Origin of the sequence: Achromobacter sp. Bel (genome assembly GCF_012928505.1) — a bacterium.
Taxonomy (GTDB): Bacteria; Pseudomonadota; Gammaproteobacteria; order Burkholderiales; family Burkholderiaceae_B; genus Achromobacter.
In genome coordinates this window covers 1-15,039 of sequence record NZ_JABBJN010000016.1, presented here as the reverse complement: position 1 = coordinate 15,039, position 15,039 = coordinate 1, and the positions used below count along the sequence as shown (strand labels likewise).

Sequence of the window (15,039 nt, the reverse complement as noted above, 5' to 3'; positions counted from 1 at the left end):
AAGGTGCGATTCCGATAGCCGATGACGCGAAACCGATAGACGACGCGTGGGTCCGGCACGACCATGACGCGCTGTGTGCATGTCCCATCTGGCCCCACCCGCCTGTTGCGCAACGGCCGGGTGCATTCATGAGCGAACCGATGCTGAACCCTTCCAAATTGCCCAAGCGTGTGTCCCGTCGTCAACGCAGGGCCGCGCCGAGCCCGGCGCGGGGGCCTGTCGGGTTCACGCTGAGCCATGCCAGCCGGCTGCTTCTGATGGCGTGCTGCTCGACGGGGTCCCTCGCGCATGCCCAGCAGCAGAATCTGGACTGCAAACCCCAAGGCGGGCTGGTCTGCGGCAATAGCGGTGACTCCACGCTGACGTCGCCAGTGCTTCTGACCGATGAGATGTATGACCTGACCGTCACCAACAGCGCCACGCTGATGCTGACATCTGCCGCCGATGCCACCGGCGTGCAGGTCATCAGCCAGGGGCAGACCGGCAACGATGACAGCTTCAACGGTGGCGCCGGCCACTCCGTTACGTTGACGAACAACGGCAGCGTATCGGTCTCGTTGACCGGCACGGCCGGCCAGATGGGCATCGGCGTGCGCGCCGCCAGTCGCGGTGGGGTCGGCTATTCGCCCGACCATGACGATGACGGCGGCGCCGGCGGCTACAGCAGCCCGGTCACGTTGACCAACAATGCCGCCGTTTCAATGTTGCAAGGCGCGGGCGGGGACTACTCGGCTGGCGTGATGGGCGTGTATGCGGAGGCTGCGGGCGGCAATGGCGGCGCGGGCTATTCCCATGCCATTGACCACTACGGCGGCAACGGTGGCGCGGCGGGCGCGGTCATGCTGAACAACAATGCGGGGGTTGCGGTGGGCTCGAGCGCTGCGCGCGTGACGGGCAGCGTCAGGGCGTGGGGCGTGGCGGCCGAAAGCTTCGGTGGCGCGGGCGGCATGTATGCGAAAGGCCAGGAAACGGATTCGACCGCAGGCGAAGGCGGCGACGCGGGCAACGCTACCGTGAACAATCTGGGCGATGTCGGCGTTTATTGGCAGAATCTGTCCCCCGAAACCACCGCCGATGGCGTGGTCGGCATCCTTGCCCGCAGTATTGGCGGCGAGGGGGGCGGTAGCGACTACACCTACGATTCCGGCGGCAACGGCGGCAATGCCGGGACAGTGCAGATCAACGTGGGGCCGGCCCAGGGCGTGGCCAGCTCGAGCCCGACCTCCGTGGTGGTCGACAGCGCGCAGGCCCCCAGCGGCACCAGCGCGGGGATATTGGGCATTTCCAGAGGTGGACTGGGCGGCGCGCAGGCCTCGCATGGCGCCAGCGGGGGGGCGGGCGGCAACGGGGGGGCTGTCACGATTCAACTGAACAATACGGCGGTCCGGACCACGGGAGACAATGTGGCCGGCGTCGTCGCCTTGTCGCGGGGCGCCAACGGCGGGTCTGGCGACACCACCGATGACAGCACCAATGGCGGCAACGGCGGCAAGGCCGGCAACGTGTCGATCTCGATGGATTATTCCGGCAGCCCGATGGGCCAGGCTTCCTCCGTATTGACCAATGGCTTGTATGGGTACGGCCTGTTGGCGCAAAGCGTGGGGGGATTCGGCGGTATCGGCACCGCGCTCGGCGGCATCGGCCAGGACGCGGGCACCGCGTTCGCCACCACGCTGAACTATTCGACCATCACGACAGTGGGCGACTTCGCCGCCGGCATCGTGACGCAGTCTATCGGCGGGGGCGGCGGGACCGGCACTGACTTCACTGACGGCCTGGCCGGGGCGGGGGGCAACGGTGGCAATGGCGGGTCTGGCAAGGATTCGACCATTTCCACCTCGGGCACCATCAGCACGACGGGCCAGCATGCCTACGGTCTGCTGGCGCAGTCGATCGGGGGCAGCGGTGGCACGGGCGGGATCGGCGAGGGCTTGATCCTGGCGCTTGGCGGGGCCGGCGGCGCTGGCGGGGCGGGCGGCACGGTGACGATCGACAACGCGGGCGCGGTCAGCACCAATGGCTACGGATCCACCGGCATGGCGGGCCAATCGATCGGTGGGGGCGGCGGCGCGGCAGGGTCCGCCACCGGCCTGTTCGCCATTGGCGGATCAGTGTCCGCCTCGCAGAGCAATGGGGGCGGCACGGTCAACCTGAGCAATACCGGGCAAGTCATGACCCAGGGCGATGCGGCCATCGGCCTGCTCGGGCAATCGATTGGCGGCGGCGGGGGCAGTGCAGCGTCGGCGGCCGGCCTGTTGTCCATCGGCGGGTCTGCAGGCTCGGGCGGAGACGGTGGGGCCGTAACGGTAACGGCGAACGGCATCCAGCAGACGTCCGGCAGGTACGCGTATGGCGCCGTGGCGCAGTCGATCGGCGGCGGGGGCGGCAACGGCGGCGATGCCTTCGTGCTTACCACCGCGGCGGCGACTCCCGCCATCGGGGGGAGTGGCGGGGCCGGCGGTGACGGCGGCGTGGTGCTGCTGTCGGTCGACAATAACGGTACCGTGACCACCTCCGGCGATGGCGCCACCGCTGTGCTGGCGCAGTCCATTGGCGGCGGTGGGGGCAGCGGCGGCTCGGCGACCAACGCGGCGTTGCTGGATCCGGTTTCCCTGTCGATAGGCGGCACGGCCGGCAATGGCGGGGCGGCGGGCACGGTAACCGTCCAGACATCGGGCGCAAGCCTGCAGACCAACGGCGCCACGGCGGCCGGCATCGTCGCCCAGGCGATCGGCGGCGGTGGCGGCAGCGGCGGCACCGCCCAGTCGGCAGGGCTGAACGTGGGATTCAGCCTGGCCGTGGCGGTGGGCGGCAGCGGCGGCGACGGCGGCGACGGCGCCAAGGTAGCCGTGACGCTGACCGACACGCAGATCAACACGGCGGGCCTGTTACCCGGCCAGGCGCCCGCCACGCCGGCGGGTCAGGCGGTGGCGCAGACGGATTCCTACGGGATACTTGCCCAGTCGATCGGCGGAGGCGGGGGCGCCGGCGGTAGCGCCGTGGCGCAGAGCGTGGCTTTGCCCGTGCCTCTGGATGAAGACACGGTTTTCGCGATCGGTTCCGCAGTGGCCGTGGGTGCGTCGGGCGGCGGCGGGGGCCTGGGCCAGGAAGTCGATGTGACGCTCTCTGGAAACAGCCTGGTCCGCACCAACGGCCAAGGCTCGCACGGCGTGCTGGCGCAATCCATCGGCGGCGGCGGCGGCAATGGCGGCGATTCCAAGGCCATGAGCCGTACGTTCACGATTCCCGACGCCAGCATCGCGGTCAATGTCGATGTGGCCGTGGGGGGCAGCGGGGGCAACGGCGGAGACGCGGCGCTGGTCAACCTGCAACTTAACGACCAGGCCCAGATCGCGACGTATGGCGACCTTTCCAATGCGCTGATGGGGCAATCCATCGGCGGGGGCGGCGGCAATGCCGGCGTGGGCAGCAGCGGTACCGGCGGCCTGGCGAAAGGAAAATCCTACACGGTGAATGTGGGCGTGGGGGGCAAGGGCCATGCGGGCGGCGTGGGTGGACCCGCGCAGGCGACGCTGGCTCAGGGCGCCCGTCTTGCGACATTCGGGTCGGGCTCTCGGGGCGTGCTGCTTCAATCGGTGGGCGGCGGTGGGGGCGCTTCACAAGGCACCACGGTGGACCTTGGCGCGCCCTTTTCGTCCAGCGGCGGGGGCGCGGAAGCCACGACCAGCTTTTCGGCCTCGGTCAGCGTCTCGGTGGGTGAAGACGGTGGTGCGGGCGGCGCGGGCGGCGCCGTGCAGTTGACCCATGCCGGCACCATCACGACTGCCGGCAACGATGCCGACGGCGTCCTGCTGCAGTCCATCGGCGGTGGCGGCGGGCTGGGCGGCTCTGCGGGCTCGGACGCTTCGGCGGGCCCCTCGTCCTATCCCGACTTTCCCGGCAGCGGTTCCGGCGGCAATTCTGGAGGGGATCCCGGCAGCGACCCCGGTGGCGACCCGGGCGGTGAACCGTCGGGCGATACCGATCTCGGCTCGTATTCGCTGTCGGTCTCGGTAGGAGGCAAAGGAGGCGGCGGCGGCAATGGCGGGACAGTCACCGTCAATTACGCCGGGCTTGTCACGACCCAGGGCGATCTTGCCGACGCCATGGTCGTGCAATCCATCGGCGGCGGCGGCGGGGTGGGCGGCACGTCGACCGCCAAGGGCGCCAAAGGCAACCTGGACCTGACGATTGCCGTGGGCGGCCAAGGTGGCGTGGGGAGCGACGGCGGCGATCTCACCTTGAACATGCAGGGGCAGGCCAATGCCGCCAGCAGCCGGGCGAACATGGCGCAATTCACGACTTACGGTAACGTGGCCTATGGCTTGCTGGCGCAGTCCATCGGCGGCGGCGGCGGCCAGGCTGCCGATGGCTCCGCCAACGTCACCTATAAAACGGCGGACACGCCCTCGTTGCTGATCGGAGTGGGCGGCCAGGGGGGCGCCGGCGGCAAGGGCGGCACCATCAACATGAACGCCGCAGGCAGCCTGTTTGGCGCGGCGACGCAAGGCACGGGATCGCATGCAGTGGTCCTGCAATCGATCGGCGGCGGTGGTGGCGCTGCCAGCGCGAACGCCAGCAACAGCGCGTCGCTGGTGGGTGAATCGTTCGTCCTGAACCTGGGCGGCGGAGGCGCGGGCGCCGATAGTGGCGGCGGCGCCATCAACGTGGACAGCGTAGTGCTGGCGAATACGAGCGGGCATGGCGCCTACGGCTTCATCGCGCAATCCATCGGCGGCGGCGGCGGGATTGCCTATGCGGGCCAGGCGGCGAACATCGGTAGCGCCACGATCGATACGTCGCAGCAGCAAAATGCCTACGACGCGACCGGCGGGGCGATCACCGTGCAGTTGCATTCTGCCTTGGACCGGGGAGCGGCCGACCCCTACTACGATATCCAGACCCAGGGGAACGCGGCGCACGGCATCGTGCTGCAATCCATCGGCGGCGGCGGCGGGATCGCGGGCGACCCGGGCTTGCCGCTGCAACTGGGATGGTTGGGCGGCGGGAAGGCCAATTCGGGCGCGAACCTGGCCTCCGGCGGCGACATCTCGCTCAGCGTGGGCAATGCGCTCATCCAGACCCTTGGCGCCAACAGCGTGGGCATCATCATGCAGTCGATCGCCGACGGTGGCGGCTTGGGCGGAACGGCCCAGGGCAGCTTTGCCGGATCGCTGTACAACCATTCCGCGGGCGGGGGCGGCAAGGCGGGCAGCATCACCTTTTCCCAGGGCGCCAACGGCAGGCTGCTGGTGTACGGCGCCAATCCTGTTGGGGTGTTCGCCCAGAGCGACGGTAATACGTCCCTGGCATCGCCCATTTCCCTGACCTTCGACGGTCTGCTTCAAACAACCACCGGTGATCCGAATGGCATCGGCCTGTGGCTTGATGGCGGCTCCGGCTCGAACCTGGTCACGGTCGGCGCGGGCGGCAGGATCCTGTCCACGGTTGCGGTTCAGCAAACCCGGTTCGGCACCACCACGGTGAACAACGCCGGCACCATCTCGGGTTCGCAGATACTGACTGCGCAAGACGCCGACACGGTGGGCGTCGTCAACAACACGGGCACGCTGCTCAACGCGCAGACCATCAAGGGCACCGTCTTCAACGACGGCAACGTGTTGATCGGTTCGGCGGGCCGGATCGACAGCATGCGCGTGACGGATGATTTCACGCAGCGTGGCGCCGGCACGTTGCACGTGAGCACCGACTTTTCCGGCAGGCGCGCCGACATGATCACGGTGGATGGTGCGGTCGCGCTGGGCGGACGCGTGAAGATCGACGCCGTGACGCTGATGCCGAACCGGGAGTTGACCTTCCTGCAAGCTGGCACATTGACGGCAGGTGCAAGCGCAGTCGGCGCGTCGTCCCTGTTCGACTTCAATACCCGCTACACGGACCAGTTGGCGGCCGTGTCGGTGGGTGGGGCGAATTTCAAGGCGGTGTCGGACAACTACGGCGTGGGCGCCAACCTGCGAGAGGTCGGCAACCATCTGCAAAGCATCTGGGACCGCGGCGGCAACGAGGCACTGGGGGCGTTGTATGCCCAGCTCGATCATGCCGCCGGCGCGGGTTCGGCAAGCTATTCGTCGGTCTTGAGCGACCTGTCGCCCGGCCTGTCGGCCGCGCCGGCCGCGCTTGCGACGGGCGCCATGAAAGGCTTTGCCGACACGCTGTTCAGCTGCCCCTGGTTTGACGGGGCCTCTGCGAAGACGGCCGAAGGCAATTGCGTGTGGGGCCGTGCAAGCGACAAGACAACCCACCTGGATGCCGGGCGCGGAACGTCTTCGACGCGAGCGCGGGCCACTTCCTACCAGTTGGGCGGGCAGCACCGCATCGCGCCGAACTGGGTGTTGGGCGTTTCGGCCGCGTATGAGAACAGCACGATACGATCGGACGACAGCCGCGTACAGACCAAGGGAGATGCGGGCTATCTGGGCGCCGTGCTGAAGTACGACACGGGCAACTGGACCCTGTCGGGCGCGACCTACGGCAGCTTTGGCGCGTATGACAACAAGCGCCGCATCGGCCTGACCGGCGAGCAAGCCAAGAGCCGCTCCGACGTCTGGTCGATCGGCCAGCAATTCCGTGCGTCATACACGTATGCAAGCGATAAGGCCTACATCAAGCCGTATACCAATCTGGACTTGATCTACACGCGCATGCCTTCCTACGTCGAGCGCGGCGCGGGGGCCTTGAACCTGGACGTCGATAGCGCCGATAAGCTCACGGCGCTGCTGACCCCGGGCGTCGAGGTGGGCGGGCGCTTCGATCTGAAAGGCGGGGTCACCGCCCGCCCGTTCCTCAATGTCGGCGTATCGCTCGCCAGCACGGACAAGTGGGACACCAAGGCGCAATTGGCCGCCGCGCCGGCCGGAAGCCGCGATTTCAGGACCACGCTGGAGACCGGCCGCGTGTTCGGCCATGCTTCGGTCGGCGTGGAACTGGCCAGCCGGTCCGGCTTCGATCTGCGGTTGCAGTACGACGGGGTGATCTCCGACCGCGCCCGCAGCTCGGGCGGTTCGGTTAAGGCGACGTGGAGGTTCTGAGCGCGGCAACGTGCGCGATTGATTTCCAAGTCTGCTCGTTGAATTTACTAAGCCATTGATTTTTAAGGATATGATTCTGCATTGTCAATGACCTTCAGCGGCGGTCGGCGTCTGGCGGCTATGATTGGCCGCCATCCGGTGATTAATGACCTGGTTGATCAAGCGCCCGACCTTGCGAGGCGCGCATTTCACGGGAAACCGTCCATGAAGACCGTAAAAAAATCGAGCAAACTCGCGCACGTCCTGTATGACATCCGTGGCCCCATCATGGATCGGGCCAGGCAGATGGAGGACGAAGGCCAGAAGCTCATCAAGCTCAATATCGGCAATCTGGCCGCGTTCGGCTTCGATGCCCCGGAAGAAGTCCAGCTGGACATGATCCGCAACCTGCCCAACTCGGCGGGGTATTCGGACAGCAAGGGCATCTTCGCCGCGCGCAAGGCGGTCATGCACTACACCCAGGCGCAGGGCACGCAGGGCGTGACGCTGGACGATATCTACCTGGGCAACGGCGCGTCCGACCTGATCGCGATGGCCACCAATGCGCTGCTCGACGATGGCGACGAGCTGTTGCTGCCCGCGCCCGACTACCCGCTGTGGACGGCGGTGACGAGCCTGTCGGGTGGCGTGCCCGTGCACTACCTGTGCGACGAGGCGAACGGCTGGATTCCCGACCTGGACGACATCCGCGCCAAGATCACGCCGCGCACCAAGGGCATCGTGGTCATCAACCCGAACAACCCGACGGGCGTGCTCTACCCCGATGACGTGTTGCGGGGAATTATCGACATCGCGCGTGAATTTGGCCTGGTCATCCTGGCTGACGAAGTCTATGACAAGGTGCTGTACGACGACGTCCAGCACACCGCGCTGGCAAGCCTGTCTACCGACGTGCTGACGTTGACCTTCAATTCGCTGTCCAAGAGCTACCGGGCCTGCGGGTACCGCGCCGGCTGGCTGGTGGTCTCGGGCGACAAGGGCGCCGCGCGCGACTACATCGAAGGTCTGGACATGCTTGCCAACATGCGGCTGTGCGCGAACGTGCCGGGCCAGTGGGCGATACAGACCGCGCTGGGCGGCTACCAGAGCATCAACGACCTGGTGCGCGAGGGCGGCCGACTGCACCGCCAGCGCGAATTGGCCTACGAGCTGATCACCGCCATCCCGGGCGTCACCTGCGTCAAGCCGCAGGCCGCGCTATACATGTTCCCGAGGCTGGACCCCGAGGTGTATCCCATCCAGGACGACCGCCAGTTCTTCCTGCAACTGCTCGAAGCCACGCGCGTGATGCTGGTGCAGGGCACGGGCTTTAACTGGTCGCGCCCCGACCATTTCCGCATCGTGTTCTTGCCGCACGAGACGGACCTGCGGGAGGCCATCAGCCGCATCGCCAAGTTCCTTGGCGACTACCGCGCCAAGCATGCGAAGCAGCGGCTGGTTTCCGTGGAGGCCGATTCGGCGGAGCGCGCAGCCGATTTGCCGATCGAGCTTGTGGCGAAGGCCGGATGAGTCGTTAAGGGCCTGGGTGTCCCGGGCCCGCTCACGATTTGCGTTTCCGGCTGTCCCGCCTGGCGGGCGGCGCAGCCGAGATGCTCAGTTGCGCATAGTCCTTGGCCGCTTTCGCGGCATATCCGGCCGGCATCACCCCGGTCGTGGCGCTGGATAGCCCGAACGCACCTTCCATCAGGGCAAGGACGCCGGCCGCGATCGTCGGCGCGCCTCGACTGTCGCGTTGCTGCTCGCCCAACGCGGCGGCCACCAATTCCGTGACCATCCCCAGTTCCTGCGCGATCACCTGGCTGTAGACGGCGCGCACCTCTTCCTGGCGCACGGCTTCGGCGCTGATCATGACCCAGGCCGCGACCGCATCCGGCGCGGCGCCTTCGCCCATGCCCAGGCGCGCTTCCAGGTAGGCATCCAGGCGCTGGCCGGGGGCGGCGGCGGCATCGCAGATACGCGCGAAACGGCTGCGCGCCACCTCGGCCAGCATGTCGATGAGCGACAGCAGGATTTCCTGCTTGTTCTTGAAGTGGTAGTGGATCAGGCCTGGCGCCAGCCCGGCCTGGCTTGCAATGGACTGGATCGTCGCCTTCTCATAGCCGTGCCGTGCGATGACGGTGAGCAGGGCTTGCGTAATTTCAGCGCGACGGGCTTCGGTGTTGGGGCTGCGGGCCATGGCGTGGGTGTCATATTTGGGCGGATAACCAATTTTAGTTGCGTCAGGCACCGGAGAGGAGTAATTTTTCAATATTGGTTGGTCAACCAATTTAGATTCCCCCTTCACTGATCAGGCCATAACCATGTCGAGCCCATCCGCCTTCCGTGCCGCCGAGCCCTTTTTTCCCTTGCCCGAGGGGCGCCTGTTCTGCAAAGTGATTCCGGGTTTTCTTTCTCCGGACGAATGTGCCCGGTTGATCGCGGAAAGCGAGGTCCGGGGGTATGCAGGGGCCGACAGCGATTACCCGCCGTCCTACCGGAACAATGACCGCCAAGTGCTTGATTCCCCCGAACTGGCTAGCCGGATGTTCGCGCGGTTGCAGGGCCTGGTTCCCGCGTCCCTGCCGCAGGAGGCTGCGGATCTCGCGGCGTCGCCTTGGACGCTGGATTCGATCAATGAACGGTTCCGCCTGTGCCGCTATCTTCCCGGCCAGGTGTTCCCCATGCACCAGGACGGGGTGCATCATCGAAGCCGCAGCCGGCAGTCGTGCCTGACGTTTCTGGTCTATCTGAGCGACGGGGCGTCATGCGAGGGCGGCGATACCCGCTTCTATGACGCCGGGCATGCCGGCGACGGGGAACCGATCGCCACGGTGACACCGCAGGCGGGCAGCTTGATCGTGTTCGATCACCGCCTTTGGCATGCCGGAGCACGCGTGACTTCGGGCGCCAAGTACATCTTGCGCAGCGACGTGATCTACCGCGCCCCGGACGCGCCGCGTCACGACGGGCCGGCAACCTTTGACTCGGCCCACCAGGGCTATGTCTGGACGCTGGAACGACTGAGCGAGGAAGTCCTTGCCAGCGGCGGGCGCGATACCTCGATCCGCGTGTGGCACCGGGACGGCAGGCTGTTGCGCACGTTGAACGGGCACACGCAATCCGTGCTGGGCCTGGCCCGTTTGTCCGACCGGTGCGTGGCTTCGGTGTCTCGCGACCGCACGCTGCGGATCTGGGATTGGCAATCGGGCGGTTGCCTGCACGTTGTGGAACAGGCGCACGCAGCCGCGATGTTAAGTGTGGTGGCGTTGGGCGACGGCATGCTCGCCACGGCGGGCGCGGACCGACGCATCAAGCTGTGGGATGCAAGGGGGCAAGCTTGCGGCGTGCTGGACGGACATGACGGGTGGGTCTGGGCGGTGGACAGGATGCCGGATGGGCGGCTTGCATCGGCGTCCGAAGACGGCGATGTCAGGATCTGGCACCCGGCGGGTGGCGCCAGTGCGCAGGTGTTGCCTGGCGACGTGGCGCTGCGCTCCTTGGCGGTATCCGAATGTGGACGGCACATCGCGACTGCCGACATTGCAGGAGGCCTTGCGTTGTGGGAACTGCGTGGCGATGCCTGGACGAAGCAGCGCTCGTTCGCGGCGCACCGCGCCGCCGTGCGACGCGTGCGCTGGCTGTCGGGAAACCTGCTTGCGTCCGCGGGCGAGGACAACCAGACACGGTTGTGGGCGATGCCTGACGGCACCCAGATCCACGAGGAGGGCCGGCAGAACTTCACCACGGACATCATGGCTGCGGGCGAAGGCATTTTGAGTTGTTCGTATGATGGCCAGATACGCTGGTTGAACAACGCCGCCCGCACCGGTTAAGCGACGTTCCCGCGCGCATCAGGGGCCGCCCCGCGATCGGCTGATTTGCACGGTTTACAGCGCCGGCTTCAGCACCATGAGGAAGTACACCGCCACCATCGCCAGGAAGGCGGGGTAACCCAGGCGTTCCCACCATCGTGCAAAGCGCCAGTAGCGGGCCGGCAGCGCGATCTGGCCCGCAGCGCAGGCGGTGGCCGCCATTCTGGACATTTCGTATTGCAGCCACACCACCGGCAGCCAGCACACGCCCGCCAGCAGATACAGCGCGATCGAAAGGCTGACCCAGGGCGTGGTCCATTGCCAGCCGGCGGCATGCGCCAGCCACAGGCCCGACAGGGGCTGGAACACGACGGCAGGCGTGGTGAACCACAGGTCGGCCCGGACCACCAGTTTGGAGACTGCGGCGATCGCCGGGATGGAGCCCGTCCGGTTGGCGAAGAACAGGTAGAAGGCCGTGCCGAAGCCGGTGCCCACGAGCAACACCGACGAGAGGATGTGCAGGGTCTTGATCGTCAGGTACAGGCTCATGGCTTGGATTCCTCGGTAAGCAGAATGAGTAAAAGCGCGATGACGGCGGCGTTTTTCAAGATTGGGCCGAACGGGTGCCACAGGAATGCCGGCAAGGCCACGGCGATCACGGCCGTGTAGCCCGACACCAGCCACAACTGTGCGGCCCACAGGCGCCGGCCCGGCCGCCACAGCGTGGCGATGCCTAGCGCGACATCCAGTCCGGCGGCCAGGTACAGCGCGGCACGGGCGGCCATGCCATGCAGGCCGACCGGTTCCAGCAGCGCCAGACTGTCGGCCACGGGATAGAGGAAGACGCTGCACACGGCCGTCCATAGCCAGATGAGCGCCAGCGCGCCGCGCAACAGGCCCGGCCGCCACGCCGCCAGCGCCTGATGGCGAAGCGCCAACGCGTCGGCGGGTTCGATGAAAGATTCGACGCCGGTGGGCGGACGCCCCAACGCCCGGCAGGTCGTCGTGGCGGCGGCCGTATTGCCGGCGCGCAGCATGCGCCAGGTGTCGCGCGTCAACAAAGACCCCGGCAGCCGGTTGAGCAACGCCGCGCCGACGGACACCAGCCAGGCTGGCACGGGCACCTGCCATGCCGGCGCAAAGCCCATCGATTTCCGGTAGGCCGCCAGCATCTGCCGAAACTCGACTTCGGCGCCGCCCACCAGGTTCAGCACGGACGGGGCGCCGGCGTCGTCGCGCAGCAGCCGGACGACGATCTCGGCCAACTCGTCCACGAGGATCGGGCGCAGCAACTGCCGGCCGCCTGCCGGTAGCGGGTGGATCGGCGCCGTGGCCAGGGCGCGGAAGAACCGGGCTGACGCGCCTTCTCTGCCATACACCAGCGCCGGCCGCAGGATGTGGTGCGCAATGGGCAGCGACCGCAGGTGGTCATCGGCTGCGCGCTTGCTCTGGAAGTAGGGCGTATCGCCGTGCTCGGCGCCCAGCGCCGACAATTGCACGATGCCCCGGACCCCGGCGATGCGGGCGGCGTCGAACAGGGCGATCGGCGCCGCGCGGTGGATGCGGTCGAAGGTGGCGCCGGCGCCTTCAATCAAGATGCCGACGGCGTTGACCACCACATGGATGCCGCGCAAGCGGTCCGTCCAGGCGGCCGGGTGAGTGTCCGCCATATAGTCCATGGCGACCTCGTCCGGCCGCGTGGCGACCCGTACGCCTTTCAGCACCCGATGGCCGTCGCGCGCCAAGGCGTCGCACAAGGCCCGGCCGACAAATCCGTTTGCACCACAGACCAGAATGTTCATGCCGTCGCCTTGATGGGTAAGCCGCTCATGACTCTAGATTCTTGTATTTCTGTAATTTCTGTATAGACAGAAATTATTGATTAAAAAAGAGGCGGGTTCTTGGCCCGCCCGGCGATCAAGGCTTGGTGCGCCGCATGGTCTTGCTGAGCTTCGCGCCCATGCCCAGTGTCTTCATCAGCGTCTCGGGCTTCATGCGCAGCATCTCGTCGGACCAGGTGGTCAGGATTTCAAGGAATTCCAGCGTCTCGCGCACGCGCTGTTCGGTGGCGCGGCTTTCGTTTTCGATTTCCGGGCTGGCCAGGCTGTCGCGCAGCATGGTCAGCGTGGGGTCGATTTCGCGTTGCCGGCGGCCTTCGACGATCAGCTTGAACAGTTCCCAGATATCCGTCGATGTTTCGAAGTGGTCGCGCCGGTCTTCCATGACGTGCACCACTCGGGCCAGCCGCCAGGCCTGCAATTCCTTGAGGCTGTTGCTGACGTTCGAGCGCGCGACCCCCAGGGTATCGGCGATCTCCTCGGCGGGTACGGGACGGCCCAACAGGTAAAGCAGGGCGTGGATCTGGGCGACGGTGCGGTTCACGCCCCAGCGCGAGCCCATTTCGCCCCAATGGAGGATGAATCGTTCGGCGATTGGAGTCAGTGTCATGGCGCCACTGTAGGAGGTTTCTGTTATTTCTGTCAAGACAGAAATAACAGAAACCAAGCAGCTCCCCCGTCCTGGGGCAAGCGCGCATCCCCGCTGCCCGGTGTCACAGTTGAGTCATGTCGTTGGGCTAGCCTGCTGGCCGGCGCGGTCCCGACCGGGCGCGCCGGCCCCATTCCATTTCCCGACCTCGAAACCGCGTGATGATATGCACTCCGGTACCGTTCAGTGTGTTGGCGCTGGCAGGTTCGTGTCTCATGTGCCTGGAGACGCCCGCCTTGGCGGGTGCCGCCGTGTCTCAATCCGCGGCGTCGCCGGACCGCTTGGGTGTCGAGCAATATGACTTCGCGCTGCCGGCGCAGGCATTGGGCGACAGCCTGGAAGCGATTGGACGCATGGCAGGCGTGGCGGTGTTGGCCGACGAGCGCTACGCGCGCCAGCCCGCGCCGGCGTTGTCCGGCCGCTTGACGGTCATGGAGGCCCTGCACCGGCTGCTTGGCGGATCGGACTTGCGTATCCGACATACGGACGGCGAAGCCGTTGTGATCTATGCGCCGACCGTCGATGCAAGGGCCCGTGGGACCGCGAACGCCGGCGCCCCGGTGGCGGCGGGGGACATTCCCGGCGCGCGGGCCGGCGGCGCGGATTTCAGCGGCTACATCGGACGGGTGCAGAAGGCCCTCTTGCGCACGCTGTGCGGCAGCGCCGCCACGCGGCCGGGCGGATATCGCCTGGCATTGCAACTGCGGCTGGGCGACAGCGGAAAAGTGGCGCGGATGCGCCTGCTTGACACCACGGGCAGCGACCGGGTGGATGCCGCCGTGACGCGCGCCATCCAAGGCATGGACGTGGGGGCGCCGCCGCCCGCCGGCATGCCGCAACCCATGTCGGTGCTGCTGCTGCCGGGCGGCACGCATTGCGCGGCCCCGCGCACGCCGGCGCAGTGACCTTGTGTCGATGATCTCCGCAGCCCTGTTGCGATTGCGTCTGATCGCCCGCTACGCCGAACTGCGGCGCAGCCTTGAACGCATCGTCGGTTCGCGCGATCAGGCGTCGGCCGCGTTGCACGAAACCTGGTTGCGGCTGGACGTCGCCAAGCCCGCGAGCCCGGTGCTGAATCCCGATGCCTACCTGCTGCGCATGGCCGCCCGTATCGCGACGGATGATTGGAGACGCAACCGCGAACTGCTGGGCGATGACGAGCGCGACGCGCTACTGCACGTCGTCGACGAGACGGCGGATCCGCAGCGCATCGTGGCGGCGCGGCGTGACGTGCAGACGCTGGAGGCGGCGATGGACGAACTGCCGCCGCGCCAGCGTGCCATCCTGGCCGCAGCGCGCGTAGATGGGCTGCTCAACGCCGAAATCGCGGAACGCTTTCAGATATCGGTGGCCATGGTGAAGAAGGAACTGGCCGCCGCCATGCGGCATTGCCGCGAGCGTCTGGCGCACACGGAGGCCGTGGCCCATGGCGATCTTGTCGGCCGGCGGAAATTCTGACACGATGCTTGGCGCCATGAACCCTTCAGAAGATCCCGACCGCCTGCGGCGCGAAGCCGAGCAATGGTGGTTGCGCTTACGCGACCGGGACGCGACGCGCGGCGACGCCGAAGCCATGAAGCAATGGCGCGCACGCAGTCCGGCGCACGCGCGCGCCTGGAACGAGGTGGCGCGGCTTTGGCAGGACATGGAGCCGGTGTTGCGCCAGGCTGCCCGCCGCGACCCGAGGCTGGCGTACCCGCCGGCCGCGGGTA

Annotated in this window: 10 protein-coding genes; 6 read left to right on the top strand and 4 right to left on the bottom strand. The window is 67.1% G+C overall.

Annotation, left to right across the window (positions count from 1 at the left end):
• The first annotated feature begins 140 nt into the window (after nt 1-140).
• Nucleotides 141-7,049 (top strand): autotransporter outer membrane beta-barrel domain-containing protein, encoded by a 6,909-nt coding sequence (locus HG262_RS12260; protein WP_169271288.1) that lies wholly within the window; start codon nt 141-143, stop codon nt 7,047-7,049.
• 204 nt (nt 7,050-7,253) lie between these two features.
• The gene (locus tag HG262_RS12255; RefSeq protein WP_169271287.1) at nt 7,254-8,558 is read left to right on the top strand and encodes a pyridoxal phosphate-dependent aminotransferase; all 1,305 of its coding nucleotides are present in this window, start codon (nt 7,254-7,256) and stop codon (nt 8,556-8,558) included.
• Nucleotides 8,559-8,589: 31 nt separating this feature from the next.
• On the opposite strand, the gene HG262_RS12250 is transcribed toward HG262_RS12255, so the two are convergent.
• Nucleotides 8,590-9,225, bottom strand: coding sequence for a TetR/AcrR family transcriptional regulator (locus tag HG262_RS12250; protein WP_169271286.1), 636 nt, complete (start codon nt 9,223-9,225; stop codon nt 8,590-8,592).
• A 124-nt stretch (nt 9,226-9,349) separates the two neighbouring features.
• Here HG262_RS12250 and HG262_RS12245 point away from each other — a divergent pair, with 124 nt between their 5' ends.
• Nucleotides 9,350-10,861: a 2OG-Fe(II) oxygenase gene (locus HG262_RS12245; protein WP_169271285.1), complete on the top strand. Its 1,512-nt coding sequence runs from the start codon at nt 9,350-9,352 to the stop codon at nt 10,859-10,861.
• Between the two features lie 54 nt (nt 10,862-10,915).
• Here the strand turns inward: HG262_RS12245 and HG262_RS12240 are convergent, their stop codons facing one another.
• From HG262_RS12240 to HG262_RS12230, 3 genes are all read right to left on the bottom strand, one after another.
• Nucleotides 10,916-11,389 (bottom strand): DUF2269 domain-containing protein, encoded by a 474-nt coding sequence (locus HG262_RS12240; protein ID WP_169271284.1) that lies wholly within the window; start codon nt 11,387-11,389, stop codon nt 10,916-10,918.
• Nucleotides 11,386-12,642 carry an SDR family oxidoreductase gene (locus HG262_RS12235; protein WP_169271283.1) on the bottom strand — a complete coding sequence of 419 codons (1,257 nt, stop codon included), beginning with the start codon at nt 12,640-12,642 and terminating at the stop codon, nt 11,386-11,388. Before HG262_RS12235 ends, HG262_RS12240 begins: the two co-directional genes overlap by 4 nt.
• 115 nt (nt 12,643-12,757) lie before the next feature.
• Nucleotides 12,758-13,288, bottom strand: coding sequence for a MarR family transcriptional regulator (locus HG262_RS12230; protein ID WP_169271282.1), 531 nt, complete (start codon nt 13,286-13,288; stop codon nt 12,758-12,760).
• 290 nt (nt 13,289-13,578) lie between these two features.
• Here HG262_RS12230 and HG262_RS12225 point away from each other — a divergent pair, with 290 nt between their 5' ends.
• From HG262_RS12225 to HG262_RS12215, 3 genes are all read left to right on the top strand, one after another.
• The gene (locus HG262_RS12225) at nt 13,579-14,232 is read left to right on the top strand and encodes a TonB C-terminal domain-containing protein (protein ID WP_169271281.1); all 654 of its coding nucleotides are present in this window, start codon (nt 13,579-13,581) and stop codon (nt 14,230-14,232) included.
• A gap of 10 nt (nt 14,233-14,242) precedes the next feature.
• Nucleotides 14,243-14,785 (top strand): sigma-70 family RNA polymerase sigma factor, encoded by a 543-nt coding sequence (locus tag HG262_RS12220; RefSeq protein ID WP_211187228.1) that lies wholly within the window; start codon nt 14,243-14,245, stop codon nt 14,783-14,785.
• A gap of 16 nt (nt 14,786-14,801) precedes the next feature.
• A partial coding sequence (locus HG262_RS12215) for a DUF4880 domain-containing protein (RefSeq protein ID WP_169271279.1) occupies nt 14,802-15,039 on the top strand: 238 nt, incomplete at its 3' end.